The organism is Rhodococcus sp. NPDC019647, assembly GCF_044389235.1.
Classification (GTDB): Bacteria; Actinomycetota; Actinomycetes; order Mycobacteriales; family Mycobacteriaceae; genus Rhodococcus_F; species Rhodococcus_F oxybenzonivorans.
The window spans coordinates 39,577-64,041 of the sequence record NZ_JBIRXS010000009.1 but is presented as its reverse complement, the minus strand read 5'-3'; the positions used below and the strand labels follow the sequence as shown (position 1 = coordinate 64,041).

Here is a 24,465-nt window from a genome sequence, read left to right as displayed (position 1 = left end):
TGGGCGGGCGGGACGACTAGGCTTCAGGCCGTGAACCGACGGACGAAGATCGTATGCACTCTTGGACCTGCTACCGCCACCGGTGACCGTATTCGCGAACTCGTCGAAAGCGGTATGGATGTGGCCCGGCTTAACTTCAGCCACGGGGAACACTCCGACCACGAGGAAAATTACAACCGCGTCCGAGCCGCATCGGATGCGACGGGAAAGGCGGTCGGAGTCCTCGCCGACCTCCAGGGGCCCAAGATTCGGCTCGGCCGGTTCGCCGAAGAGCGCACCACCTGGGCCAACGGTGAGCTCGTCCGGATCACCGTGGACGAGGTCGACGGCACGCACGACCGGGTGTCGACCACGTACAAGCAGCTCGCGGAGGACGCCAAGGCGGGTGACCGGCTGCTCGTCGACGACGGCAAGGTCGGTCTCGTCGTCACTGGTGTCGAGGGCAACGACGTGGTGTGTCGTGTCACCGAGGGTGGCCCGGTCAGCAACAACAAGGGTGTGTCCCTGCCGGGGATGAACGTGTCGGTGCCCGCGCTGTCGGAGAAGGACATCGCCGACCTCGAGTTCGCGCTGAACCTCGGTGTCGATTTCATCGCCCTCTCGTTCGTGCGTTCGCCTGCCGACGTGGAGTTGGTGCACGCGGTCATGGATCGCGTCGGTCGCCGCATCCCGGTCATCGCGAAGCTCGAGAAGCCGGAAGCCATCGACAACCTCGAGGCCGTCGTCCTCGCGTTCGACGCGGTCATGGTCGCGCGTGGTGACCTGGGCGTGGAACTTCCGCTCGAGCAGGTCCCGCTGGTGCAGAAGCGGGCCATCCAGATCGCCCGCGAGAACGCGAAGCCGGTCATCGTTGCCACGCAGATGCTCGAGTCGATGATCGAGAACTCGCGCCCCACGCGCGCCGAGGCGTCCGACGTGGCCAACGCGGTTCTCGACGGTGCCGACGCGGTCATGCTCTCCGGGGAAACCTCGGTGGGCAAGTACGTGATGGAGACAGTGCGCACCATGGCCCGCATCGTCGAGGCCGTGGAGGGAGAATCGACCCGGGTGCCTCCGCTGACCCACGTTCCGCGCACCAAGCGGGGCGTCATCTCCTACGCCGCCCGCGACATCGGTGAGCGACTCGACGCGAAGGCGCTCGTTGCCTTCACCCAGTCCGGCGACACGGTGCGGCGACTCGCTCGCTTGCACACCCCGCTGCCGTTGCTCGCGTTCACCCCGCTCCCGGAGGTGCGCAGCCAGCTCTCGCTGACCTGGGGCACGGAGACGTTCCTCGTCGACCCCGTCGAGAGCACCGACGCGATGGTCCGTCAGGTCGACCACGCACTCCTGGGCCTCGGCCGTTACCAGAAGGGTGAACTGGTCATCATCGTGGCAGGTTCGCCGCCCGGCACCGTAGGATCGACCAACCTGATCCACGTCCACAGAATCGGTGAAGAGGACCACTAGGTGAGCGAAGTCGCGGCGAAGACCGATCTCGAGACTCTTCTCGAACTCCTCGATCTGGAGAAAATCGGGGAGGACACCTATCGAGGTCGGCATCCCGCGCAGGTGGGCAGCCGGACGTTCGGCGGCCAGTTGATCTCGCAGGCTCTGGTCGCCGCCGGCCGCACCGTCTCCGGTGAACGGGCGGTGCACGCGGTCAACGCCCACTTCATTCGCGGTGGTGACGTGAAGGAACCGATCGAGTATCGCGTCGATCGTCACCGCGACGGCCGAGCCTTCGCCAACCGGCAGGTCACCGCCCTGCAGAACGGTCAGGAACTGTTCGTGATGCTTGCGGCGTTCCAGGACTGGGGCCAGGGACTCGAACACGCGGTCGCGGTTCCCGATGTTCCGTTCCCGGAGACACTTCCGCCCCTGGGTGATCATTTTCTCGGTTACGAGGACCGGCTGAAGATGTTCGTCAACGCCCTGAAGCCGATCGACATGCGGTATGCGAACGACCCGTCCTGGATCATGAAGGGTACGGGGGAGAAGCTCACCCACAACCGGGTGTGGATGAGGGCGGACGGCGATCTTCCGGACGATCCGCTGATCCACGTCGCCGTCATGGGTTACTCGTCGGACACCACGGTGCTCGATTCGATCATCACCACGCACGGGTTGTCGTGGGGCCTCGACCGGATCGTGGCGGCCACGGTCAATCATTCGATGTGGTTTCATCGCCCGTTCCGGTTCGACGACTGGGCGCTCTATGCCACCGAGTCGCCGGTGGCCGCCGGTTCACGAGGGCTTGCGACCGGGCGCTTCTTCTCGCTCGAGGGCGAACTGCTCGCCACCGTGGTGCAGGAAGGGCTGATTCGTCATTTCCCGCCCAGGAAGTGACGGTTCGGGGCGTATCGTCGATTCCGGATCTCCGACGGAACGGACGTGCACCATGAGCGCAGACGACACCGAGCAGAAGAACACCGGCGAGCAGACCGAGGGCGAAGTGCCCCGTCCCGACGACGAAGCGATCGAGAAGGCCAAGAAGAAGGCCGAAGAAATCGACGCTCGGTACGATCCGGGAGCCAGGGAGACGGTCGTGCTCCCCGGCTCCGGGGGCACGGTCTCCGGCACCGCCTTCGACGACTATGTCGACGACGAGGGCAACCTCAAGGAAGAGTATCGAGACCGAGATCCGGACACCGAAGAAAAGCAGGAACCTGCACAAGACGGGTAGCTTTCCGGGCGACGACGGACGTGTCGTTCACGTTTCTCTCGCCGATCACGCCGAACCAGGGTTAGACTTCGCCATCTTTTCTCCTGAGCTTCATCTCGTGATCGGGGACCTGGGTCGTGGACTGGAACAACGTGGTGTGGGACAGCACGGTATGGCTGTTGAAGGCCTACGTGATGACTGCCGTCGTCTTTGTCGTCGTCATCGTGCTGCTCGCTCGATTCACCAAGTGGGGCAGGCAGTTCTGGCGTTTCGCGGCGGCGTATTTCAATCCGCGGCGTAGTCCCAAGCCGCTGGTGATCCTCGCGGTCCTGCTGCTGTTCACCGTGTTCGCCGTGCGGATGAACGTACTGTTCTCCTATTGGTCCAACGACTTCTACGACTCGATCCAGAACCTCGACGAGACCGCGTTCTGGCACTTTCTGCGGGTATTCGCGTTCCTCGCGGCCATCCACGTCGTACGCGCCCTGATCGAGTTCCTCATCGGCCAGACCCTCGACATCGATTGGCGTGTCTGGCTCACCCACCACCTCACGGACGACTGGCTCGACAGTCGCGCCTACTACCGCGACCGCTTCCTCGACGACGCGATCGACAACCCCGATCAGCGGATCCAGGCCGACATCACCAATTTCGTGACCACGGCCCGGGTGCTGTCCATGGGCGCGGTCACCGCGGTGCTGTCGATCGTGTCGTTCACCGGAATCCTGTGGGACCTGTCCGGTCCGATGACCATCTTCGGCACCGAGATTCCGCGGGCGATGATCTTCCTCGTCTTCGTCTACGTTCTCGTCACCACGCTCGTGGCGTTCTGGATCGGTAAGCCGCTCATCAGGCTCAACTTCCTCAACGAGAAGCTCAATGCGAACTTCCGCTACGCACTGATCCGGGTCCGTGAGTACGGCGAGAGCATCGCGTTCTATCGCGGCGAGAACGTCGAGCGGCGAACGCTGGCAGGCAGGTTCGCGCACGTCATCCGCAACATGTGGCACATCGTCTTCCGGACTCTCAAATTCAATGGCTGGAACCTCTCGGTGAACCAGACAGCGGTCATCTTCCCCTTCCTGATTCAGGGGCCGCGGCTGTTCAGCGGTCAGGTCTCACTCGGTGACGTCATGCAGACCTCGACGGCGTTCTCACAGGTGCACGACTCACTGTCCTTCTTCCGTGAGTCGTACGACGACTTCGCGAGTTTCCGCGCCACCCTCATCCGACTCAATGGTCTGGCCAACGACAACATGCACGCCGCCGCACTCCCGATCTTGAAGACGGGCAAGTCCGGGAACGAACTCGACGTCGACAAGCTCGACGTGCGCACTCCGTCCGGAGCGACCCTCATCGAGGGTCTCGATCTCACCGTCGGCCCCGGTCAGTCGCTGTTGGTCAAGGGCCCGTCCGGTTCCGGCAAGACGACGCTGCTCCGGACCCTCGCCGATCTATGGCCCTACGCGGACGGCACGGTGTCGCGACCATCCGGGGATGCCATCTTCCTGTCCCAGCGGCCGTATCTGCCGCTCGGTTCGCTCCGGACAGCGCTGGCGTACCCCAGCGAACCGACAGCAGCGGACGGCACTCTCCGTGAGGCGCTGTCGAAGGTATCGCTCGGCAATCTCGGCGACCGACTCGACGAGACAGCCGACTGGACCCGCATCCTGTCCCCGGGGGAGCAGCAGCGGCTGGCTTTCGCGCGGGTCCTGACCGCGCGGCCGGCCGTCATCTTCCTCGACGAGGCCACCTCGGCGATCGACGAGGGGCTCGAGCACACGCTCTACACACTCCTGCGGTCCGAATTGCCGGACAGCATCGTGGTCAGTGTCGGGCACCGCAGCACGCTCAACCAATTCCACTCGCTCGGAGTGGAACTGGAAGGCGAGGGGCAGTGGACCGAAACTTCGCTCGTGGGTTGAGCGGCCTTGCCCGGGTGCTGGGTTGAACGGCTCCGCCCGGGTGCTGGGTTGAACGGCTCCGCCCGGGTGTCTCGGCGGCACCCGGGCGGACTGTCAGTTGGCCTTGCGGTAGGCCGATGCGAGTTCGTCGGCCCGATCCCACGGTGACCAGTTCACCTCGCGGCCGTCGAGTTGCGCTTCCACCACCTCGAGGCCGGCGTGCCAGCCCGCGGCGTGTGCATAGGCGGAGTCTTCCTCTTCCACCGTGTGCGTGAGCGTCAACCAGCAACCGCCGCTTCCGTCGGGACTCAGCTCCCAATGCAGGGTCTCCGCGTCCCACAGATACTCGAGGATGTGGCCCGGGTGCACCGAAATGACCGTGCCGGTGGTCGTGTGGTCTTCGGGTAATCCGAACCGGCGGACCTGCTCCGGGGTTACGCGGAACACCAGTTCCGCGCCGGGAGTGAGGTCGAAATCGACGTCGGCGGGGAACCAGACTTTCAAATACTGGGGGTCCGTCAGTACCCGCCACACCTTCTCCGGCGAATGCGACAACGCTTGCTGGAATCGAAGAGCTACGCGCCCGTCGTACGTGAAGTTGACGGTGCCGAGATCCATGGGTGACCTCCGTGCTCGAGGGCGGAACCGTGCCACCATGGTACTGGCAGGCACACGCCGAACCACAGGGTTCCGGCACAACAAAGCCGCCACTACCTGCGGCTCAGTTCTCTTCGCGCGTACGCAGGTCGACAAGGAGGTACAGCGGATGGCCGTCAGAATGATCGACCACTTGATGCAGGCTCGGCAGGAGCTCCGATACCAGCCGACTCCCAAGCGTGTGCGTGCGCGTCTCGGCGGCGCCACGGTCGTCGACACGCGTGACGCCGTGCTGGTGTGGGAGCCACGACGCGTCGTCCCGTCCTATGCGGTACCGATCTCCGACGTGACGGGCACCCTGGCGGAGGCGTCCGACGATGCCGCCTCGGAGCTGCCGGTATCGCTGGAAGAGGGCGGCCCACCGGTCATCGACCCGCGGACGGCCTTCGGGTTCCACACGACCGCAGGGACGCCGATGACGGTCACTGCCGGTGCCGCCACCGGGCAGGCGTTCCGGCCGGCCGAACTCGACTCGATGGTCATCCTCGACTTCGACGGCTTCGACTGGCTCGAGGAGGACGAATCGATCTTCGGGCACCCCCACGACCCGTTCTCCCGAATCGATGTGCGGCGGAGTTCGACGCCCATCCGCATCGAACTCGACGGCCGACTCGTCGCAGAGTCGGCCCGCCCGCTGATCCTCTTCGAATTCGTGCTCCCTGCGCGCTACTACCTGCCCCGCGCCGACGTCGTCGCGGCGCTCGAACCGAGTCCGACCTCGACGGTCTGTGCGTACAAAGGCCACGCGTCACATTGGTCGCTGGTGGGAGGCGGTGACAAGGGCGTCGACATCGCGTGGAGTTATGAACATCCCCCGCTCGAGCTCGCCCAGATCGCGGGGATGGTGTGCTTCTATCAGGAACGTGTCGACGTCGTCCTCGACGGCAAGGCACAGATAAGACCCGTCACCCCGTGGTCGTAGCCGTCCGCGGCGATACGCAGCCCGCAGGCAGTGGTGCGGACGGTGCGATAGCAGTCCATTGCGCGAAGTGCAGGTCAGGGATGACCCTGACCTGCACTTGATGCGACTGTCCGGCAGTGCCCTCGGTGAGACTCGAACTCACACTGGACGGGTTTTGAATCCGTTTCCTCTGCCAATTGGGATACGAGGGCGTGTTGCGCTGTACCACTGTAGAAGATCGTCGTCGGGAGTCAACCACCGGTACCCTCTAACCGTTCGCTCCCCGGCTTCGGGGTCGTCCGAGCAGAGGAGAATGGTGACCATGAACGCTCCGCAGCCGCAAGGCGTGCCGACCCCGCCGCGACGGGTCGTGGTGGCCGAGGACGAGGCGCTGATCAGGCTGGACCTCGTCGAGATGCTGCGTGAAGAGGGTTACGACGTGGTCGGTGAGGCCGGTGACGGGCAGACTGCGGTCGATCTGGCGGTCGAGCTGAAACCCGACCTCGTCATCATGGATGTGAAGATGCCGAGGCGTGACGGCATCGATGCGGCGTCCGAGATCGCCGCGAAACGTATTGCCCCCGTGGTTATTCTCACAGCGTTCAGTCAGCGAGACTTGGTCGAACGGGCCCGTGACGCGGGCGCGATGGCGTATCTGGTCAAACCGTTCTCCGTCGCCGACTTGGTGCCCGCCGTGGAGTTGGCAGCCAGCCGGTTCAAGGAAGTGACCGCACTGGAGCGGGAGATCTCCGACCTGTCCGAACGGCTCGAGACACGCAAGGTCGTCGAGCGCGCCAAGGGCGTGCTGATGGACAAGCAGTCACTCACGGAACCCGAAGCGTTCCGGTGGATTCAGCGGGCAGCGATGGATCGCCGTTCGACCATGAAAGCGGTGGCCCAGGTGGTCCTCGAGACTCTCGGCGGCGAGAAGCCCCAGTAACCCTTTACGGCCGCGTAAACACTGACCGCATCAAGGTCACAGTAAGGTCACGAGCCGTTCGCCGAGGGTCGCGAACGCCGCCGGACAGCTAGCGTCTGATCCCACAGCGGACGCCAACTCGGGTGGCGTCCGTACACAGGTGATCTAAGGAGACTTTGGATGGCTAAACGGACCCTCGTGCGGGCGGCCGCGGTTCTCGGCGCGGCGAGCCTCGCACTCGCAGGTTGCAGTTCGGACAGTGGCGACGAGTCCGCAAGCGGAGGCGACGGTGCCGCCGCCTCGGCCACCACGGTGACCACCGACTGCACCCCCGAAGAGGCGACGGCCGGAACGACACCGTCCACGGCGCCACTGAAGATCGGCACCCTGCTGCCCGACACCGGTAGCCTCTCCTTCCTCGGGCCGCCGATGGTGGCGGGCACCCAGCTCGGTGTCAACGACGTCAACGCGGCCGGCGGAGTGCTCGGTCAGCCCGTGCAGTTGATTCCCGGCGACTCGGGCGACACCACCACGGATACCGCCAACTCCACGGTCGACCGCGAATTGGCCGCGGGCACACAGGTGATCGTCGGTGCGGCGTCGTCCTCGGTGTCGCTCAAGGTCATCGACAAGGTGGCCAGCGCGGGTGTCGTGATGTTCTCGCCGGCGAACACGTCCGACCAGTTCGTCTGCTACGCCGACAAGGGGCAGTACTTCCGTACGGCCCCCACGGACGTGTTGCAGGCTCAGGCTGTGTCGCAGCTCATCTCGGACGACGGCGGCCAGCGGGTGTCCGTCCTCGCACTGAACGATCCCTACGGCACCGGGCTCGCCGACAACATCGTGAAGAACCTCGCCGACGCCGGCATCCCGGAAGATCAGATCCAGAAGATCATCTACGACCCCAACGCACAGTCGTTCAACTCGGAGATCGATCAGGTCAAGGACTTCGCCCCGGATGCTGTGGCAGTAGTGGGATTCGAGGAGTCGGCCAAGATCATCACTCGTATGCACGAGGTGGGCATCGGCCCATCCGACGGCATGAAGGTCTACGGTGTCGACGGCAACATGGGTAACGCGCTGGGCGAGGCCGTTGCGCCGCCGCTGCTCGACGGGATGCAGGGCACCACTCCGCTCACCGACGTCGGTCCTGCGTTCCAGGATCGCCTCAAGGGCATCAACGGTGCGCTGATCGACTTCAACTACGCCGGTGAGTCTTACGACGCCGTCGTGGTCTCCGCGCTGGCTGCGGAGGCGGCGAAGTCGACGGCGGGCCGCGACATCGCCGCCAACATCAACAACGTCACCGAGGGTGGCACGCCGTGCACGTCCTACCAGGAGTGCCTGCCGCTCGTGCAGGCCGGAACGGACATCGACTACAACGGCGTCACCGGCAAACTCGACTTCAGTGATGCGGGCGAACCCTCCATCGGTTCGTACGGCAAGATGAAGTTCGGTGCCGACAACAAGCTGACGACGGACGGATACATCGTCGTGGGGGAGTGATCCTTCCCAGCTGAAACGTTCTGTGTTTTAACGAACTGTGGGCCAGGGAAACCCTGGCCCACAGTTCGTGTGTGCGGACTATTTCTTCTCTTGACTTCCCGCCAGCGTGCCCAGGTACAGTTCGATCACCTTGGGGTCGTGCATGAGGTTGGGTCCCGAGTCGGTGTAGGCGTTGCGGCCCTGGTCCAGAACGTAGCCACGGTCGCAGATCTGGAGGCATCGACGGGCGTTCTGCTCCACCATGATCACCGAGACGCCCGCGGCGTTGATCTTCTTGCAGCGAATGAACACCTCGTCCTGGAACATCGGGGAGAGTCCGGCGGACGGTTCGTCGAGGAGCAGTACGGACGGGTCCATCATCAGCGCCCGGCCCATTGCCACCATCTGCCGTTCACCGCCGGAGAGGGCGCCGGCCTTCACTTTCCTGCGTTCGATCAGCAGCGGGAAAAGATCGCCCACGAAGGCGAATCGCTCGTCGAATGCCTTCGGGCGCAGATACATTCCCATCTCGAGGTTTTCTTCGATGGTGAGCGAAGGGAAAACGTTCTGCGTCTGCGGAACGTAGCCCACACCCTTCTGGACGAGCACGTGCGCGGGCCTGGCCGTGATGTCCTCGCCACGCAGCGTCACCGAGCCCTGCCGGACCGGAATGAGTCCGAACAAGGACTTCAGCAGTGTCGACTTACCGGCGCCGTTGGGGCCGATGATGCCGACGATTTCGCCTTCGCGAAGGAAGAAGTTACATTCGCGCAGAATGTTGACGCCGGGAATGTATCCCGCGACCACACCGTCGGCCCGGACGAGAGCGCCCTCGGCGAGCCGTGCGTGCTCCTCGGGCGTCGCCGCGAATTCCGCTGGGGTCAATTCGGTCATGGGTTCTCACGCCTCAGCTCGGTGATGTCGGGTTCGGAGAGGTCGCCGCCGGTCTCGAGGGTCTGCGCCTCCGCAGTCTCGAGCGCCTCGGCGAGCGCCGCAGTCTCGCCGACGGGGTTTCCTTCCTCGTCGAACTCCAGTGCCTGATCGTGGTGGCTGCCCAGATAGGCGTCGACGACGGCGTTGTTCGACGAAAGGTGAGCCGGTGTGGATTCGGCGATGACGCTGCCCTGTGCCATGACCACCACCCAGTCGCTGATGTCGCGGATCACGTCCATGTCGTGTTCGACGAAGACGACGGTCATGCCTTCGTCGCGCAGCGATTTGATGTGCCCGAGCAAGCTCTGAGTGAGGGCCGGATTCACGCCCGCCATGGGTTCGTCGAGCATCACCACGGTCGGCTCGGTCATCAGCGCGCGCGCCATTTCCAGCAACTTGCGCTGGCCACCGGACAGCGAGCCGGCGAGGTCGTCGGCCTTGGTGTCGAGCTTGAATCGTGCGAGCAGTTCATTGGCCCGCTCGGTGACGTCCTTCTCCTGCGCCTTCCACATCCACGGCAACAGGCTGGTGAGCATGCGTTCACCGCGCTGGCCGGTGGCGCCGAGACGGACGTTGTCCAGCACAGTCAGCTTCGACAGCGCCTTCGTGAGCTGGAACGTGCGTACCACGCCCCTGCGTGCCACCTGATGCGGATACATCCGGCCGAGGGACTGGCCGTCCATCGACCAGGTGCCACTGTCGGGCCGATCGAAACCGGTGAGGAGGTTGAACAGGGTGGTCTTGCCCGCACCGTTGGGGCCGATCAGCCCGGTGATGCACCCACGCTGGATCTCGAGGTGTGCCACGTCGACGGCCTTGAGTCCGCCGAAGGTGCGGGACACGTTGTCCACCACCAGAATCGGGTCGGGTTTGGGCGCGCCGGGGACCTGGGGGACGTCGGTAAAGATCGCCTCCCGCTCCTCGGTCGTGAGGGTGGTGACGGTCTGCTGATCGTCGGGCAGTCTGTGGTCAGGCATTGAGCTGCACCTCCCGCTTGTTGCCCAGTATGCCCTGCGGACGGAACACCATCAGGACCGCGATCATGATTCCCAGCAGGACGAACCTCATCGCGCCGACCTGCTGTTCCGTCAGCGGCAAGAGGGGGTCGGGGCCGGAGATGGCCTGCCGCAAGAGCGCGTCGGGAATTGCCAGCAGGAACCAGAACAGCATCGCGCCGATCACGGGTCCGAAGACGGTGGCCGCGCCGCCGAGAATGAGGGCCCCGAATGCGAAGAAGGTCTGGGCGGTGGAATAGAAGTCGGGGTTGATCGATTTGGTCTGCAACGCGTTGAACACGCCGCCGAGCCCGCCGATCATGCCGCCGAGAACGAGCGCCTGCATCTTGTAGACGAAGACGTTCTTGCCGAGCGAACGGGCGGCGTCCTCGTCCTCGCGAACCGCCTTGAGTACGCGACCCCACGGGCTGTGGGTGAGGAGGTACACGAACCCGCAAAGGACCAGCACGAGGGTCCAGCCGACCACCATGGACCACAGGTCGTCGCCGTAGAACTTCACGCCGAGAAAGTTGTACTGCTTACCGGAGTCGAATGGGCTGAGCGAGGTGAACGGGTCGGCGAAGCCGAACAGCCCGTTGGTCGAACCGGTGATGGAATCTGATGCGGTGGAACGGAAGATCAGTCGTAGGATCTCGGACGCCGCGATGGTGACGATGGCGAGATAGTCGGCCCGCAACCGCAGAGTCGGAATACCGAGAACGAGAGCGAGGAGGCCGGCGGCGGCGAGACCGACCAGGATGCCGAGCCAGAGCGGTTGCTCGTAGGTGACGGTCATGATGCCCACACCGTATCCGCCGAGGAGTGCGAAACCGATCTGGCCGAAGTTGAGCAGGCCGGCGTAGCCGAAGTGGAGGTTGAGACCGATTGCCAGCAGCGCGTAGAAGATCGCGGAGGGGCCGATCAGCTGGGCGAGTGAGACCTGGAGTGCTCCGGGAATGTCCATACGATCACCCGATCCTTTGGCGGCTGCCGAGAATGCCCTGAGGCCGGACGACGAGGATGACGATCAAGATGAGCAGTCCTCCGATGTACTTGAGGTCGGGGTTGATCACCAGGGTCGACAGCTGTACCAGCATGCCGACGATCACGCAGCCGAGCAGTGCGCCGTAGGCGGTGCCGAGTCCGCCGAGGGTGATACCTGCGAACATCAGCAACAGGAGTTTGAAACCCATCTCCCACTGCACGCGTCCACCGAGTTCCGAGATGCCGAACAGGACGCCACCGAGTGCGGCAAGTCCGCCGCCGAGCCCCCAGACGAACCGGATGACTCGTTCGACGTCGATGCCGGAGGACGCAGCGAGGTCGCGGTTGTCGGCGACGGCACGCATGGCCTTGCCAATGCGGGTCTTCTGCAGCAGGAGGGCAACGCCGACGAGGACGACGAGGCTGATCCCGATGGACACGAGGTTGGCGTCGGTGATGGCGATCGGACCCCAATGCCTCTCCACCTGGGCTTGGTAGTCGACGAAGGGTTCGGCGCGGTCGGAGAAGAAGATGAGGATCAGGTACCGCAGGGCGATCGCGAGGCCGATCGACACCACGAGCTGGGGGATCAGTCCGGTCTTGCGCTTCCGCAGGGGTCGCCAGATCCCGGCGTCGTTGGCGACGCCGATCAGGACACCGACGATGATCGCCAGGATGGTGGCCGGGATCAGCTGCACCCCGAACGACACGTTGATGACCCAGGCGGCGACGGCGCCGAGCGTGACGAGTTCACCGTGCGCGAAGTTGGTCAGGCCGGTGGTGCCGTAGATCAGGCTCAGCCCGACCCCGGCGATGGCGATCACGAGGCCGAACCTCAGGCCGTCGATGAGCTGGCGGATCAGCTTCTCGTAGAACGGAACCGCCGAACCTGTCCGGGCCTCACCGAAGGAGAAGATGACCGTGTTCGCGCGGCCGGCCACCACCTGACGATCTACGGTTCCCTGCACGCTGACGCCCTCGGGGAGCGACTCGGCGACGATCTCGAAGGTGTACCTGCCCGGCGCGACCCGGAGTTCCCAACGCCCGGTTTCCGCGGACTCCGTCGAGGCGACCTCTGTTCCGTCGGCGTCCAGCGCCCGCACCGTCACACCCGCGAGCCGCTCTCCGGCGTTGTTGAGATTGCCGCTGACCGGAACGGCATTCTCCGGGGGCGCAGGTTGGCCGGTGGCAGGCGGCGGCGCCGGTGTCGGGGTGGGTTGCTGTGCTGCCGCGGAACCGCCGAACGCGATCGCCGCGACGAACCCGAGCAGGAGGAGGACGAACGCACGGCGCAGTTGCCGGGTGACCGGCCCCCGTCTCGTGCGTTCCCTCACGGACATCGGTCGCGCACTCACTGCTGGGAGTCGCTTCCTCACGGTTGGGGCCACGCAGGTCCTCCGAGGACGTGTAGTTCGGTCAGGTCGTGCAGCGTCGGGCCCGTCTTTCAGCCCGGGCTGCGATTTCCGGACTCTAACGGGTCGAGTCGCGCGAAATCGGGTTCTACGATTTCCGGCGCGTTTCGGTTGAGTTTCGAACCGTCCGGCTGATCGGTGTCGGATCCGCTCCCTAGACTGGGCAACCGTGAGCCCCGCAACCACACCCCGGTCCACCACGTCCCTCGCGTCCGTCACGGCCGCGCCGGACGAGACTCGCCCTACCCTGATGCTGCTCGACGGCCATTCGCTGGCCTTCCGCGCGTTCTACGCCCTGCCCGCCGAAAACTTCAAGACTCACAGCGGGCAGGTCACCAACGCCGTCTACGGGTTCACGTCGATGCTGATCAATCTGCTGCGGGACGAACAGCCCACGCATGTCGGCGCCGCCTTCGATGTGTCGCGGCAGACGTTCCGGGCCGAGAAGTTCCCCGACTACAAAGCGAACCGCAGCAAGGCTCCCGACGAGTTCAAGGGGCAGGTCGAGATCACCAAGGACGTCCTGGGGGCTCTCGGTATCCCGGTGATGGCCGAGGAGGGGTTCGAGGCGGACGACATCATCGCCACCCTCACCACCCAGGCCGAGGCGCTCGGTTACCGCGTCCTCGTGGTGACCGGTGACCGCGATTCGCTCCAGTTGGTCAGCGACGGGGTCACCGTGCTGTACCCGAAGAAGGGTGTGTCGGATCTGACCCGGTTCACCCCGGCCGCGGTGGAGGAGAAGTACGGGCTCACCCCGGCGCAGTACCCCGACTTCGCTGCCCTCCGCGGCGACCCGAGTGACAATCTGCCGGGTATCCCCGGAGTAGGCGAGAAGACCGCCACCAAGTGGATCCGCGAGTACGGGGATCTGGTGGGCCTCGTCGACAACGTCGATCAGGTGCGCGGCAAGGTCGGTGACGCGCTGCGCGCCAACCTCCCCAACGTCCTGCTCAACCGGGAACTCACCGAAATGGTGCGGGACGTGCCCCTGCCGTACACGCCGGACCAGCTGATTCTGGCCCAATGGGATCGCGAGAAGATTCACGCGCTGTTCGACGACCTCGAGTTCAAGGTGCTGCGGGATCGGCTGTTCGCCACGCTGGCGCCGGTGGAGGCGGAAGCAGAGGAGGGCTTCGAGGTCCGCGGCGGTGCGCTCGAACCGGGTGCCGTCGCAGACTGGCTGGCGGCACACGCGTCGAGCGGTGCGCGCTCCGGTGTGTCCGTCGTCGGCACCCGCACCCCGTACGGCGGTGACGTGACAGCCATCGCGATCGCCGCGGCGGACGGGGAAGGTGCCTACATCACCACGGTCGGCGCCACGCCGGAGGACGAAAAGGCACTCGGCTCCTGGCTCGCCGACGCGGAGCAGCCGAAAGCCCTGCACGAGGCGAAATGGGCAATGCATGCTCTGCGCGGACGCGGCTGGGTACTCGGCGGACTCACCAGCGACACGGCCCTGGCGGCCTACCTGGTCCGCCCGGGTCAACGCACCTTCAACCTGGACGACCTGTCTCTGCGGTACCTGCGCCGGGAATTGCGCGTGGAAGAGACCGGGCAGGAGCAGCTCTCACTGCTCGACGACGCCGACCAGGTAGATGCCGAGGCCGCGGAAGCGGAAATTCTCAGTGCCAGGGCCGTACTCGATCTGGCGGCGGCACTCGACACCGAACTCGCAGACATCGAATCGACCGCCCTGCTGTCCGAGATGGAACTGCCGCTGCTCGAAGTACTCGCAAACATCGAAGCCGCGGGCATCGCCGTCGATTGCGAGCACCTCAACGACCTGCAGAGCCGCTTCGCAGCCGAGGTGTCACAGGCGGCGGAGGCGGCCTACGGCGTCATCGGCAAGCAGATCAATCTGGGATCGCCGAAGCAGCTGCAGGTTGTGCTGTTCGACGAACTGGAGATGCCGAAAACGAAAAAGACCAAGACGGGATACACCACCGACGCCGAGGCGCTGCAGAGCCTTTTCGAGAAGACGTCGCATCCCTTCCTCGAACATCTGCTGGCTCACCGCGACGCCACCCGGCTGAAGGTCACGGTCGACGGGCTGCTCAAAACGGTGGCCGAGGACGGGCGCATCCACACCACCTTCAACCAGACCGTCGCGGCCACCGGCCGATTGTCGTCCACCGAGCCGAACCTGCAGAACATCCCTGTACGCAACGACGCCGGCCGACAGATCCGGGACGGGTTCGTGGTCGGTGAAGGGTTCGACACGCTGCTCACTGCCGACTACAGCCAGATCGAGATGCGCATCATGGCCCACGTCTCCGGCGACGAAGGACTGATCGAGGCATTCAACACGGGGGAGGACCTACACAGCTTCGTTGGGGCACGGGCCTTCGGCGTGCCCATCGAGGAGGTCACTCCCGAGCTGCGCAGGCGCGTCAAGGCGATGTCGTACGGCTTGGCATACGGGCTGAGCGCTTTCGGCCTCGCCGCTCAGCTGAAGATTTCGACCGAAGAGGCGAAGTCGCAGATGGAGGCATACTTCGCGCGATTCGGCGGGGTCCGCGACTACCTGCACGTGGTAGTCGAGCAGGCACGCAAGGACGGGTTCACGTCGACGCTGTACGGCCGTCGCCGCTACCTTCCCGACCTCACCAGCGACAACCGTCAACGGCGTGAGGTGGCGGAGCGGGCGGCGCTCAACGCCCCGATTCAGGGCACCGCAGCCGACATCATCAAGGTCGCGATGATCAATGTGCAGCGTTCACTGCGCGAGGCGGGACTGAAGTCGCGGATGCTGTTGCAAGTCCACGACGAACTGGTACTCGAGGTGGTCGAGACGGAGCGGGAGCAGGTGGAGCAGCTGGTCCGCGACAACATGTCTTCGGCCATCGAGCTTTCGGTGCCGCTCGACGTGTCGGTGGGCACCGGACGCAGCTGGGACGCCGCCGCCCACTGAGCTGAGCCTCACAGAGATTCTGAGCTGAGCCTCCAAGAGACTCGGGGCCGGACCTCAGAGGGATTCGGGGCGACGACGTCGTTCGCGTTATTCGGCCGGCGTCTGCTCGGCGATCTGCTTGCGTACCTCGTCCATGTCGAGGGCCTTGACCTGCGTCACCAGATCTTCGAGCGCCGCCGGCGGGAGAGCTCCCGGCTGGTTGAAGACGAGAACGCCTTCCCGGAACGCCATGATGGTCGGGATCGAGCGGATGTTCGCTGCCGCCGCGATTCCCTGTTCGGCCTCGGTGTCGACCTTCGCGTGCACCACGTCCGGGTGTTGCTCCGATGACTTCTCGAAGGTGGGCGCGAAGCTGCGGCACGGGCCGCACCAGGACGCCCAGAAGTCGACGAGGACCACATCGTTGCCGGTCACGGTCTCGTCGAAATTCTGTTGAGTCAGGGTCTTGGTGGCCACGAGGGTCCTTTCGTTCGGGGAGGTCGTGCCAGTACAACGCGGGAGTGTCGCCGATTCTTCCCCCGCAACCGCCTCAGCCGACGCGCTCGGTGTTCCGGAAGGTGCGCCGGTACGCCTGTGGGGTGGTGTGTCGTAGGCGGAGGAAGTGCTGACGCAGCACAGCCCCACCGCCGAAGCCGACCCGTTCGGCGATGACGTCGACCGACAGATCGGAATTCTCGAGGAGCTGTTGGGCGGCCAGCACGCGCTGATCGCTGAGCCACCGCGCCGGGGTGGTGCCGGTCTCGGCCTGGAATCGCCGCGCGAAGGTCCGTGGCGACATATTGGCCTTTGCCGCGACCGCCGTCACCGAGAGGTCGAGGGCGAGGTGTTCGGTCATCCAGTCCAGCACCGGCCCGAGGGTGTCGATCGACGTCGACGGCAACGGCATCGCGACGTACTGGGCCTGACCGCCGTCTCGATGCGGCGGGACCACCATGCGGCGGGCGATACCGTTGGCCACTCTGCTGCCCTGTTCCTTGCGCACGATGTGCAGGCACAGATCGATGCCGGCCGCGGTGCCCGCGCTCGTCAGCACGGGGTCGTCGTCGACGTAGAGGACATTGGGATCGACGGTGGCGCCGGGATGCAGTGCGGCGAGCCGCTGGGCGTGCCGCCAGTGGGTGGTGCAGCGGCGGCCGTCGAGAAGTCCCGCGGCGCCGAGAACGAAAGCGCCGTTACACAGACTCGCGACCTTCGCTCCGCGCTCGACGGCGGCACGAAGTTTGTCCAGCAACGGGTCCATGCACGGGTCGGGATCCTTCGCGCAGACGTACGACCCGTCCGCTTCCGCGTAGGTTCCGCCCGCCGGGACGATGATGAGGTCTGCGTCGTCGAGCCGGTCGAGGTCATACGGGACGTCGATGCCGTAGCCGAATCGTGTGCGGATCGGTTGGGAGACGCCGGCGACGAGTGAGAAGTCGTAGGTGGGAAGTCCGTCGTCGGATCTGTCGAATCCGAACACCTCGCAGGCGACGCCGAGTTCGAAGGCTTCGGTAAGCGGCATCAGCGGTACTACGACCTTTTTCAACACCGCACCAGTATGGCAGAAATAAGTCGAACTATGACGTTTCTGCCACTATTTCTCGGAAGCTGCCGGCGTAAGGCTTAGGGCATGACAATCCTGGTTGTGGTTCTGCTCGTGTTCCTGGCACTGGCTGCCTTGGCGCTCGCCGACCGCACGCCCGACACGCACAACGACGTCACCCAGCACGGCGATTTCCGGTTTTGAGGGCGAGTCCGGTCACGGCGGGGCCGTCACGGTCCACTCGCGTTTGGCATCTCCGTCCCATCGCCGTACCACCGAGGCGCGGCCGATGATGTCGCCGCCGTCGAGTAGTCGTACGGCGTCGGCGATCTGATCCGCTGGCAGGCGCCGCGCCAGTGTGACGTGGGGAGTCCATTCACCCGGACGGATGTGCGGCGTCACCTCGGTGGCGTGCTCAGCGAGATCGAACACCGACCGGTGTAGCGACAACAGGGCCTTGGACGGCACCACCAGACGCGACAACGTGACGTGCCTGCCGCCGAACATGACCAGTCCTCCCAGACGGACATGGAACGACGGGGTGGGGATACGGCGCCCCAGGAGCTCGTCGATCTCGGGCGGGATATGGCGCGCGACGAACAGTGTGACGTGCGGCCGATTCGACAGTGCGCGAACGCGAGTCCTGCTCGGCAGACCAGCGTCCCAGAGGAGTCTCCACTCGGCGCGCACGGCGTCGTCGGTCGCCTCGTCGAACAGCAGTTCCACCGACTGGACCATGGTAGGCAATGATGGCCTCATGGGTGGTCCTACGGCAAACAACTCGGATAAACGCATCGGCGTGGTCCTCGGTGACGGCATCGGTCACGAGATCGTTCCGGCAACGCAGCGCGTGGTGACCGCGGCCGTCACCGCCGCCGGTGGGGCCGACGTCGACTGGGTGACGTTGCCCCTCGGGCTCGATGCGATCGACTCCCACGGCACGCCGCTGCCGGACTCCACCCTGGCGGCCCTGGCGGAGCTCGACGCGTGGATCCTCGGTCCGCACGACAGCGCGGCCTATCCGGAACCGTTCCGCGGGCAGCTGACCCCTGGGGGAGTCATCCGCAAGGAATTCGACCTGTTCGCCAACATCCGCCCGGCCCGTTCGCTGGAGGGGGTCGCCTCGATGGTGCCGGACATGGATCTGGTGATCGTTCGCGAGAACACCGAAGGCCTGTATGCGGATCGAAACATGTTCGCGGGCAGTGGCGAGTTCATGCCCACCCCCGATGTGGCCCTCGCAGTCGGCGTCGTCACCAGGCGGGCCTGTGAACGCATTGCACACACAGCGTTCGCGCTCGCCCGGACCCGGCGGCGCCATGTGACGATCGTGCACAAGGCCAACGTCCTGTCGTTGACGACGGGACTGTTCCGTGACGTCTGCCGGGACGTGGGCGAGCGCCACTACCCGGATGTTCAGATCGATGACCAGCACGTCGACGCGATGACCGCCCACCTGGTGCGCCGCGGACGCGACTTCGATGTCGTGGTGGCGGAGAACATGTTCGGTGACATCCTGTCGGATCTCACGGGCGAGCTGTCCGGCTCACTCGGCACCGCGCCGTCGATCAACAGCTCCGACACCCAGGTCATGGCGCAGGCGGCACATGGCGCGGCCCCGGACATCGCGGGACACAACCGGGCCAATCCCACGGCGCTGATGCTGTCGGCCGCGATGATGCTCGACCTGCTCGGCGAGCGCCGAGCCGACCGGCACCTGGTCGGCGCCGCGACCCGGATCCGGGATGCCGTCCGGTCGACGATCGCGTCCGGAGTGGCCACTTCTGACCTGGGTGGACTCGCGTCGACCAGCGAATTCACCGAGACCGTCCTCGCCCGTACCCTGCGTCGGTGAAAGCGCGGTCACGGCACGGCACGGGCCGTTAATGTTCGGTAACGACGTCTGCAGATGTGGGTGCCGTAACCTACCGTTCGACTATTCGGAGTTCGCGAGTTCTCCGTCGCCGTAGCTCGTACGGTGCAACACGATTTTCGAAGCATCACGATTTTTCTGGAGGACATGCCAGTGTCTGGTCGATCCGTCTTCACGCGTCGGCGCGTGGCCCGAACCATCTGTGCACTGGCGGGAAGCAGCGCGCTGCTCCTCGCCGGCTGTGCCAGCAATACCGAAGGTGGCGGTTCCCCTTCGGGTGACGCCGCCGCCACGGTGGAAGTCGAGAAGGTGGATGCCATCGCGGCCGAGCTGCCGGAAAAGATCGCGTCGTCGGGCAAGATCGTGGTCGGCGTGAACATCCCGTACTCGCCCAACGAGTTCAAGGATCCCAGCGGCAAGATCGTCGGCTTCGACGTGGATCTCGTCGACGCGGTCGGCAAGGTACTCGGGGTCACGCCGGAGTACACCGAAGCCGACTTCGACAAGATCATCCCGTCGATCCAGGCCGGCAGTTACGACATGGGCATGTCCTCGTTCACGGACACCAAGGAACGCGAGCAGTCCGTCGATTTCGTCACGTACTTCAGCGCGGGTGTGCAGTGGGCCCAGCCTGTCGGTAAGAATGTCGATCCCAACAACGCGTGCGGTCTGCGGGTCGGGGTGCAAACCACCACCATCGAGGACCTCGAGGAAGTACCCGCCAAGAGTGCCGCGTGTGTGGCGGCCGGTAAGCCGGCGATCGAGATCGTGAAGTTCGACAGCCAGGACGACGCCGCCAACGCGGTCGCCCTCGGCAAGGTCGATGCCATGTCCGCGGATTCGCCCGTCACCGCCTACGCGATCAAGCAGAGCGACGGCAGGATCGAGGCGGCGGGCGAGGTCTTCGACGCCGCGCCCTACGGCTGGCCCGTCGCCAAGGGATCGCCCCTCGGACCCGTTCTCCAGAAGGCCATGCAACACCTCATCGACGACGGCACATATCAGAAGATCGCGGAGAACTGGGGCGTCCAGGCCGGCGTCATCACGACTTCGCAAATCAACGGCGCCACGAGCTGAGCGGTTGACGAGTGTCTGATCTGGAAAAGGTGCCGGGCGATGTCACGACCGCGACGGGTTCGGATCCCGAGCCGATCAAAGCGATCCCGCTGCGACGGCCCGGGCGCTGGATCGCTGCAATCGTCGTCGGGTTACTCCTCGCTCTGTTCGTCAACGGTGCCCGCACCAACGAGGCGTATCGCTGGGACATCTACATCCGCTACCTGTTCGACGCGCGAATTTCCGCAGCAGCCTGGAACACGATTCAGCTGACGATTCTGTCGATGGCGATTGCCATCGTGCTCGGCGTGCTGCTCGCTGTCATGCGGTTGTCGCCGAACCCGGTGCTCAAGGCGTCGTCCTGGGGTTATCTGTGGATCTTCCGCGGCACCCCGGTATACGTCCAGTTGGTGTTCTGGGGCCTGTTCCCGTCCATCTACAAGCAACTCGACCTCGGCATCCCCTTCGTGCACCAGTTCGTGCACATCGACCTGCAGGGCATCAACGCGGCGTTCCTGTTCGCGGTGATCGGCCTGGGCCTCAACGAGGCCGCGTACATGGCCGAAATCGTCCGGGCCGGCGTCAACTCGGTCGCCGAGGGGCAGACCGAGGCGTCGGTGGCGCTGGGCATGACGTGGTCGCAGACGATGCGGCGGACAGTGCTGCCACAGGCTATGCGGGTCATCATCCCGCCCACCGGCAATGAACTGATCAGCATGCTGAAAACCACCTCGCTGGTCACCGCGGTCCCGTACAGCCTCGAACTGTACGGCCGTGCCAGAGACATTTCGGGTGCCAACTTCCAACCGATTCCGTTGCTGATGGTCGCGGCCACCTGGTACCTCGCCATTACGAGTCTCCTGATGATCGGGCAGTTCTACCTGGAGCGGTATTACTCGAAGGGCGCGACGCGCAAGCTCACCGCCCGGCAGTTGCAGGCGCTCGCCGACGCGCAGGGCAAGCCGCTGGTGATCGAGCCCGGCCCCGAGACGCTGCCCGACACACCCGGAGGGGAACGAAAATGACGCCGATGGTCAAGGCGGACCAGGTGTGCAAGAACTTCGGTGCGCTGAAAGTACTCAAGGGCATCTCACTCGAAATCGGCCGCGGGCAGGTGCTGTGCCTGGTCGGCCCCTCGGGGTCCGGCAAGTCGACATTCCTGCGTTGCATAAACCACCTCGAGCAGGTCAATGCCGGGCGGCTCTACGTCGACGGTGAACTCGTGGGGTACTCGGAGCGGAACGGCAAGCTGTACGAACTGCATCCCCGTGCGGCGGCGAAGCAGCGGCGCGACATCGGCATGGTCTTCCAGCACTTCAATCTCTTCCCGCACCGGACCGCGCTCGAGAACATCATCGAGGCGCCCACCCAGGTCAAGCGGCTCAGCAAGAAGAAGGCCGTCGAGCGTGGACGTGAACTGCTGGCCCAGGTCGGGCTGAGCGAGAAGGCCGACGCCTACCCTGCCCAACTGTCGGGCGGTCAGCAGCAGCGGGTCGCCATCGCCCGGGCACTCGCGATGGACCCGAAGCTGATGTTGTTCGACGAGCCCACCTCGGCGCTCGACCCGGAACTCGTCGGTGAGGTCCTCACCGTCATGAAAGACCTTGCGGCAGGCGGCATGACCATGGTCGTGGTCACTCACGAGATGGGTTTCGCCCGCGAGGTGGCCGATCAACTGGTGTTCATGGACGCCGGCGTGGTGGTCGAATCGGGAGAGCCACGCGAACTGCTGGCCAATCCGCAGCACGACCGCACCAAGGCGTTCCTGTCGAAGTTGCTGTGAGCGAGCCGGCGCTCTTCGACTTCGTCGGTGTCGACGTCGAGCAGGGCGGGACCCGTGTGCTGCGCGACATCGACGTGACCATTCCGGAAGCGGGAATCACGGTGCTGGTGGGGCGTTCGGGAGCCGGGAAGTCGACGCTGCTGCGATGCTGCAACCGGCTGGAGGTCCCGACCACTGGAGTCGTTCGGTTTCGCGGACGGTCGCTGGCCGACGTGGACGTGCTGGCGCACCGGCGGACGGTGGGCATGGTGTTCCAGCAGCCCACCGCATTTCCGGGAACGGTGCTGGACAACCTCCGTGCCGCCGACCCCGGTGTCGACGAGGCGCGCGGAGGTGAGTTACTTCGCCACGTCGGGCTCGACCCCGCAATGCTCGGGCAGGTGGCCGACACCCTGTCGGGAGGCGAGATGCAGCGCATGGTCCTGGCCAGGGCGCTCGCGACCCGGCCGTCGGTTCTGCTCGCAGACGAACCGACCGCGGCCCTCGACACGGAATCTTCGGCGCAGCTCGAGTCGCTCGTGCTGCGACTGGCGAAGGAGGGGATGCCCATTCTCTGGGTCACCCATGATCTCGGACAGATGCGCCGGATGGCAGATCACCTGGTGGCCCTCGATTCGGGGCACATCGTTTATACCGGTGCCCCCGGCGACTATTCGGACCGTCCGATGGCGGGGGAGTCGGAGACGTGAGCTCGACGATCATCGGATGGGCCGGTCTTCTCGCATCGCTGATCTTCGTCGCTGTCGCTATCGGACTCTCAGCGCAGCAACGGCTTTCGCTGACGACGCCGATCGTCGTCTCCGTGGCGCGTTCCCTCGTGCAGATGATGATCGTCGGGGTGGCGCTGGTTCCACTCGTGCGGCCACAGACCCCGCTGTGGTGGTCGTGGCTGTGGGTCATCGGCATCGTATTCTTCGCCGCGTACACGATCACGCGCCGGGCACCGACGGTCCCCGCGTTGTATGTCATCGCGCTGGCCGCCATGGCGGCGGTGGCCGTGGTGGGCCTGGCCGTGATCTTCGGCGCTCGGATCTTCGAGCTGAACGGGCGGACGCTCGTGCCCGTCGCCGGCATGATCGTCGGGAACTCGATGAAGTCCGCCGCCATCGCCGCCACGCGGGTCAGTGAGTCGGTGGCCGACCATCGCGCGGAGATCGAGGCCGGACTCGCTCTCGGGATGACACCTCGCCGCGCCTTCGATCGGCAGCTACGGTCGGCTCTGCGAACGGCTATTTCGTCCCAGATCGAGCAGACGGCAGCTCTGGGCATCGTGTTCCTGCCCGGCGCGATGACCGGTCTGATTCTCGCGGGCGTCGACCCCATGGAAGCGGTGTTCGCTCAGCTCGCACTGATGTACGTCATTCTGGCCGGCGTCGTCATCGCTGTCGTGGTGACGGGTCTCGGCACGCTGCGGAGGCTCACCACGGCCGATCAACGACTGGTTCCCGTCGCCCGCGCCCGCTGACCTCTCGGGTGTCTGTGGCTGCCCCGGGCTACGGGCTGTCGGCGACAGGTTTGCGGCAACTGAAAATCGCCGTGCCGGGGAAGAGTTGGCCCCGTAGCGGGCTCCATTGACCCCACTCCCGATCGAGCCATTCGGGCCACTCGGGCTCGATGATGTCGCGCACTTCGAGTCCGGCGGCGACGATCTCGCGAACGCGGTCACCGATGGTGCGGTGGTGCTCCACGTAGGTCGGCACGCCGGCCGAGTCCACCTCCACGTAGGGCGTGCGATCGAAGTAGGGGAGCGTGGCGGTGAGGCCACGCGGCCCGGGATCGTCGGGGAAGATCCACCGGATCGGATGGTTGACGGCGAACACCCACAGACCGCCGGGCCTCAGGACCCGGGCCACCTCGCGCATGACCCCCGCGGAATCGGCGACGAACGGAACTGCGCCAAAAGCCGAACATGCGAGGTCGAAGCTTCCGTCCGCGAACGGGAGGTGCTCGGCTCCTGCTTGAATCAGCGGCACCACCGGTCCTCCCGCCCGCATGGCGTCGACGCCGCGGTCGAGCATCGCCCGCGAAATGTCGAGTCCCACCGCCCGCGCCCCCTGGCCGGCAAGCCACCGTGCGCAGGGAGCCGAGCCGCAGCCGACTTCGAGGACGTCCTTGCCGGCGACGTCGCCCAGCAGGTGGTGATCGCCCTCGTGAAGCCCCTCCGGGCACCACACGAACTCGCCGTCCGCCGCGTCCACCCCGAGGAACTCGCCATGGGTGCGGTGGTAGTCGTCGGCGTCGGCGTCCCACCACGCTCGGCTCGCGCGTTCGCTGGCCTCCGAGTCGACCCGGATGCGGCTGACTCCGGCGGTTCCGAGGACACTGTTGGCGGTGCCGTGGCGGTCGTCTTCGGGGGAGTGGGCGGGATCTGTCGCACGAGAGTCGGGCATGCGCAACAGACTAGAGCGTGGGAACGGACCCGGGTTTGCCCAGCTTGCCCAGGGGCGCGTAGCCTATTGCACGCGAGTGTCTACGTGCGCGAC

23 protein-coding genes and 1 tRNA gene are annotated in these 24,465 nt (G+C 65.4%); 14 read left to right on the top strand and 10 right to left on the bottom strand.

Going from position 1 to position 24,465, the window contains the following annotated elements; translation table 11 throughout:
- The first annotated feature begins 30 nt into the window (after positions 1–30).
- From pyk to ACH49N_RS18490, 4 genes are all read left to right on the top strand, one after another.
- Positions 31–1,449: a pyruvate kinase gene (gene pyk / locus ACH49N_RS18505; RefSeq protein WP_159921839.1), complete on the top strand. Its 1,419-nt coding sequence runs from the start codon at positions 31–33 to the stop codon at positions 1,447–1,449.
- Complete coding sequence (locus ACH49N_RS18500) at positions 1,450–2,328, top strand: acyl-CoA thioesterase II (protein ID WP_159921841.1); 879 nt, start codon at positions 1,450–1,452, stop codon at positions 2,326–2,328.
- 52 nt (positions 2,329–2,380) lie between these two features.
- The gene (locus tag ACH49N_RS18495; RefSeq protein WP_109329392.1) at positions 2,381–2,665 is read left to right on the top strand and encodes a hypothetical protein; all 285 of its coding nucleotides are present in this window, start codon (positions 2,381–2,383) and stop codon (positions 2,663–2,665) included.
- Between the two features lie 116 nt (positions 2,666–2,781).
- The gene (locus ACH49N_RS18490; RefSeq protein WP_358273902.1) at positions 2,782–4,569 is read left to right on the top strand and encodes an ABC transporter ATP-binding protein/permease; all 1,788 of its coding nucleotides are present in this window, start codon (positions 2,782–2,784) and stop codon (positions 4,567–4,569) included.
- Positions 4,570–4,662: 93 nt separating this feature from the next.
- Here ACH49N_RS18490 and ACH49N_RS18485 read toward each other — a convergent pair whose 3' ends face one another.
- Complete coding sequence (locus tag ACH49N_RS18485) at positions 4,663–5,166, bottom strand: SRPBCC family protein (RefSeq protein ID WP_159921845.1); 504 nt, start codon at positions 5,164–5,166, stop codon at positions 4,663–4,665.
- Between the two features lie 148 nt (positions 5,167–5,314).
- Between ACH49N_RS18485 and ACH49N_RS18480 the strand changes: the two genes are divergently transcribed.
- Positions 5,315–6,127, top strand: a complete 813-nt coding sequence (locus ACH49N_RS18480; protein WP_358273904.1) for a DUF427 domain-containing protein — start codon at positions 5,315–5,317, stop codon at positions 6,125–6,127.
- Positions 6,128–6,244: 117 nt separating this feature from the next.
- Here the strand turns inward: ACH49N_RS18480 and ACH49N_RS18475 are convergent.
- Positions 6,245–6,318 (bottom strand) — tRNA-Leu (locus tag ACH49N_RS18475).
- Positions 6,319–6,419: 101 nt separating this feature from the next.
- Between ACH49N_RS18475 and ACH49N_RS18470 the strand changes: the two genes are divergently transcribed.
- Complete coding sequence (locus ACH49N_RS18470; RefSeq protein ID WP_109329396.1) at positions 6,420–7,046, top strand: ANTAR domain-containing response regulator; 627 nt, start codon at positions 6,420–6,422, stop codon at positions 7,044–7,046.
- Positions 7,047–7,205: 159 nt separating this feature from the next.
- A complete protein-coding gene (locus ACH49N_RS18465) occupies positions 7,206–8,531 on the top strand; it encodes an ABC transporter substrate-binding protein (RefSeq protein WP_109329397.1) in 1,326 nt (441 codons plus the stop codon).
- Positions 8,532–8,609: 78 nt separating this feature from the next.
- Here ACH49N_RS18465 and ACH49N_RS18460 read toward each other — a convergent pair whose 3' ends face one another.
- From ACH49N_RS18460 to ACH49N_RS18445, 4 genes are read right to left on the bottom strand one after another with little or no spacing between them, the layout of a single operon-like run.
- A complete protein-coding gene (locus tag ACH49N_RS18460; protein ID WP_358273906.1) occupies positions 8,610–9,404 on the bottom strand; it encodes an ABC transporter ATP-binding protein in 795 nt (264 codons plus the stop codon).
- Positions 9,401–10,420, bottom strand: coding sequence for an ABC transporter ATP-binding protein (locus ACH49N_RS18455; protein ID WP_358273908.1), 1,020 nt, complete (start codon positions 10,418–10,420; stop codon positions 9,401–9,403). The genes ACH49N_RS18460 and ACH49N_RS18455 overlap by 4 nt, the downstream gene beginning before the upstream one ends.
- Complete coding sequence (locus tag ACH49N_RS18450; RefSeq protein ID WP_159921853.1) at positions 10,413–11,402, bottom strand: branched-chain amino acid ABC transporter permease; 990 nt, start codon at positions 11,400–11,402, stop codon at positions 10,413–10,415. The genes ACH49N_RS18455 and ACH49N_RS18450 overlap by 8 nt, the downstream gene beginning before the upstream one ends.
- 4 nt (positions 11,403–11,406) lie before the next feature.
- Positions 11,407–12,777 carry a branched-chain amino acid ABC transporter permease gene (locus ACH49N_RS18445; RefSeq protein ID WP_236603450.1) on the bottom strand — a complete coding sequence of 457 codons (1,371 nt, stop codon included), beginning with the start codon at positions 12,775–12,777 and terminating at the stop codon, positions 11,407–11,409.
- 226 nt (positions 12,778–13,003) lie between these two features.
- Between ACH49N_RS18445 and polA the strand changes: the two genes are divergently transcribed.
- On the top strand, positions 13,004–15,748 hold the full coding sequence (polA, locus tag ACH49N_RS18440) for a DNA polymerase I (protein WP_358273910.1): 2,745 nt from the start codon (positions 13,004–13,006) through the stop codon (positions 15,746–15,748).
- An 87-nt stretch (positions 15,749–15,835) separates the two neighbouring features.
- On the opposite strand, the gene trxA is transcribed toward polA, so the two are convergent.
- The 3 genes from trxA to ACH49N_RS18425 form a co-directional block, all read right to left on the bottom strand.
- Positions 15,836–16,204: a thioredoxin gene (gene trxA / locus ACH49N_RS18435; RefSeq protein ID WP_109329403.1), complete on the bottom strand. Its 369-nt coding sequence runs from the start codon at positions 16,202–16,204 to the stop codon at positions 15,836–15,838.
- 73 nt (positions 16,205–16,277) lie between these two features.
- Positions 16,278–17,276, bottom strand: coding sequence for a helix-turn-helix domain-containing protein (locus ACH49N_RS18430; protein ID WP_109329404.1), 999 nt, complete (start codon positions 17,274–17,276; stop codon positions 16,278–16,280).
- A gap of 210 nt (positions 17,277–17,486) precedes the next feature.
- Positions 17,487–18,008, bottom strand: a complete 522-nt coding sequence (locus ACH49N_RS18425; RefSeq protein ID WP_358273913.1) for a 2'-5' RNA ligase family protein — start codon at positions 18,006–18,008, stop codon at positions 17,487–17,489.
- A 19-nt stretch (positions 18,009–18,027) separates the two neighbouring features.
- Here ACH49N_RS18425 and ACH49N_RS18420 point away from each other — a divergent pair, with 19 nt between their 5' ends.
- The 6 genes from ACH49N_RS18420 to ACH49N_RS18395 all read left to right on the top strand — a co-directional run bounded on the left by ACH49N_RS18420 (position 18,028) and on the right by ACH49N_RS18395 (position 23,447).
- Positions 18,028–19,125, top strand: coding sequence for an isocitrate/isopropylmalate dehydrogenase family protein (locus tag ACH49N_RS18420; protein ID WP_250774404.1), 1,098 nt, complete (start codon positions 18,028–18,030; stop codon positions 19,123–19,125).
- A 165-nt stretch (positions 19,126–19,290) separates the two neighbouring features.
- Positions 19,291–20,220, top strand: a complete 930-nt coding sequence (locus ACH49N_RS18415) for an ABC transporter substrate-binding protein (protein ID WP_358273914.1) — start codon at positions 19,291–19,293, stop codon at positions 20,218–20,220.
- A gap of 20 nt (positions 20,221–20,240) precedes the next feature.
- Positions 20,241–21,224, top strand: coding sequence for an amino acid ABC transporter permease (locus ACH49N_RS18410; protein ID WP_284708525.1), 984 nt, complete (start codon positions 20,241–20,243; stop codon positions 21,222–21,224).
- Positions 21,221–21,982, top strand: a complete 762-nt coding sequence (locus ACH49N_RS18405) for an amino acid ABC transporter ATP-binding protein (protein ID WP_109329408.1) — start codon at positions 21,221–21,223, stop codon at positions 21,980–21,982. Before ACH49N_RS18410 ends, ACH49N_RS18405 begins: the two co-directional genes overlap by 4 nt.
- A complete protein-coding gene (locus ACH49N_RS18400) occupies positions 21,979–22,671 on the top strand; it encodes a phosphate ABC transporter ATP-binding protein (RefSeq protein ID WP_358273916.1) in 693 nt (230 codons plus the stop codon). Before ACH49N_RS18405 ends, ACH49N_RS18400 begins: the two co-directional genes overlap by 4 nt.
- Complete coding sequence (locus tag ACH49N_RS18395; protein WP_358273917.1) at positions 22,668–23,447, top strand: ABC transporter permease; 780 nt, start codon at positions 22,668–22,670, stop codon at positions 23,445–23,447. Before ACH49N_RS18400 ends, ACH49N_RS18395 begins: the two co-directional genes overlap by 4 nt.
- Before the next feature lie 28 nt (positions 23,448–23,475).
- Here ACH49N_RS18395 and ACH49N_RS18390 read toward each other — a convergent pair whose 3' ends face one another.
- Entirely contained in the window at positions 23,476–24,372 is an 897-nt protein-coding gene (locus tag ACH49N_RS18390) for a class I SAM-dependent methyltransferase (RefSeq protein ID WP_358273919.1), read from the bottom strand.
- Positions 24,373–24,465: the final 93 nt, after the last annotated feature.

What these genes read in the sequence shown, in the direction of transcription:
- ACH49N_RS18470 (WP_109329396.1), top strand. Translation starts at nt 6,420, where the DNA reads ATGGTGACCATGAACGCTCCGCAGCCGCAAGGCGTGCCGACCCCGCCG.
- ACH49N_RS18425 (WP_358273913.1), bottom strand. Translation starts at nt 18,008, where the DNA reads ATGGTCCAGTCGGTGGAACTGCTGTTCGACGAGGCGACCGACGACGCC.
- ACH49N_RS18460 (WP_358273906.1), bottom strand. Translation starts at nt 9,404, where the DNA reads ATGACCGAATTGACCCCAGCGGAATTCGCGGCGACGCCCGAGGAGCAC.
- ACH49N_RS18455 (WP_358273908.1), bottom strand. Translation starts at nt 10,420, where the DNA reads ATGCCTGACCACAGACTGCCCGACGATCAGCAGACCGTCACCACCCTC.
- ACH49N_RS18415 (WP_358273914.1), top strand. Translation starts at nt 19,291, where the DNA reads ATGCCAGTGTCTGGTCGATCCGTCTTCACGCGTCGGCGCGTGGCCCGA.
- ACH49N_RS18495 (WP_109329392.1), top strand. Translation starts at nt 2,381, where the DNA reads ATGAGCGCAGACGACACCGAGCAGAAGAACACCGGCGAGCAGACCGAG.
- ACH49N_RS18450 (WP_159921853.1), bottom strand. Translation starts at nt 11,402, where the DNA reads ATGGACATTCCCGGAGCACTCCAGGTCTCACTCGCCCAGCTGATCGGC.
- ACH49N_RS18480 (WP_358273904.1), top strand. Translation starts at nt 5,315, where the DNA reads ATGGCCGTCAGAATGATCGACCACTTGATGCAGGCTCGGCAGGAGCTC.
- ACH49N_RS18420 (WP_250774404.1), top strand. Translation starts at nt 18,028, where the DNA reads ATGGGTGGTCCTACGGCAAACAACTCGGATAAACGCATCGGCGTGGTC.
- ACH49N_RS18405 (WP_109329408.1), top strand. Translation starts at nt 21,221, where the DNA reads ATGACGCCGATGGTCAAGGCGGACCAGGTGTGCAAGAACTTCGGTGCG.
- ACH49N_RS18390 (WP_358273919.1), bottom strand. Translation starts at nt 24,372, where the DNA reads ATGCCCGACTCTCGTGCGACAGATCCCGCCCACTCCCCCGAAGACGAC.
- ACH49N_RS18465 (WP_109329397.1), top strand. Translation starts at nt 7,206, where the DNA reads ATGGCTAAACGGACCCTCGTGCGGGCGGCCGCGGTTCTCGGCGCGGCG.
- ACH49N_RS18485 (WP_159921845.1), bottom strand. Translation starts at nt 5,166, where the DNA reads ATGGATCTCGGCACCGTCAACTTCACGTACGACGGGCGCGTAGCTCTT.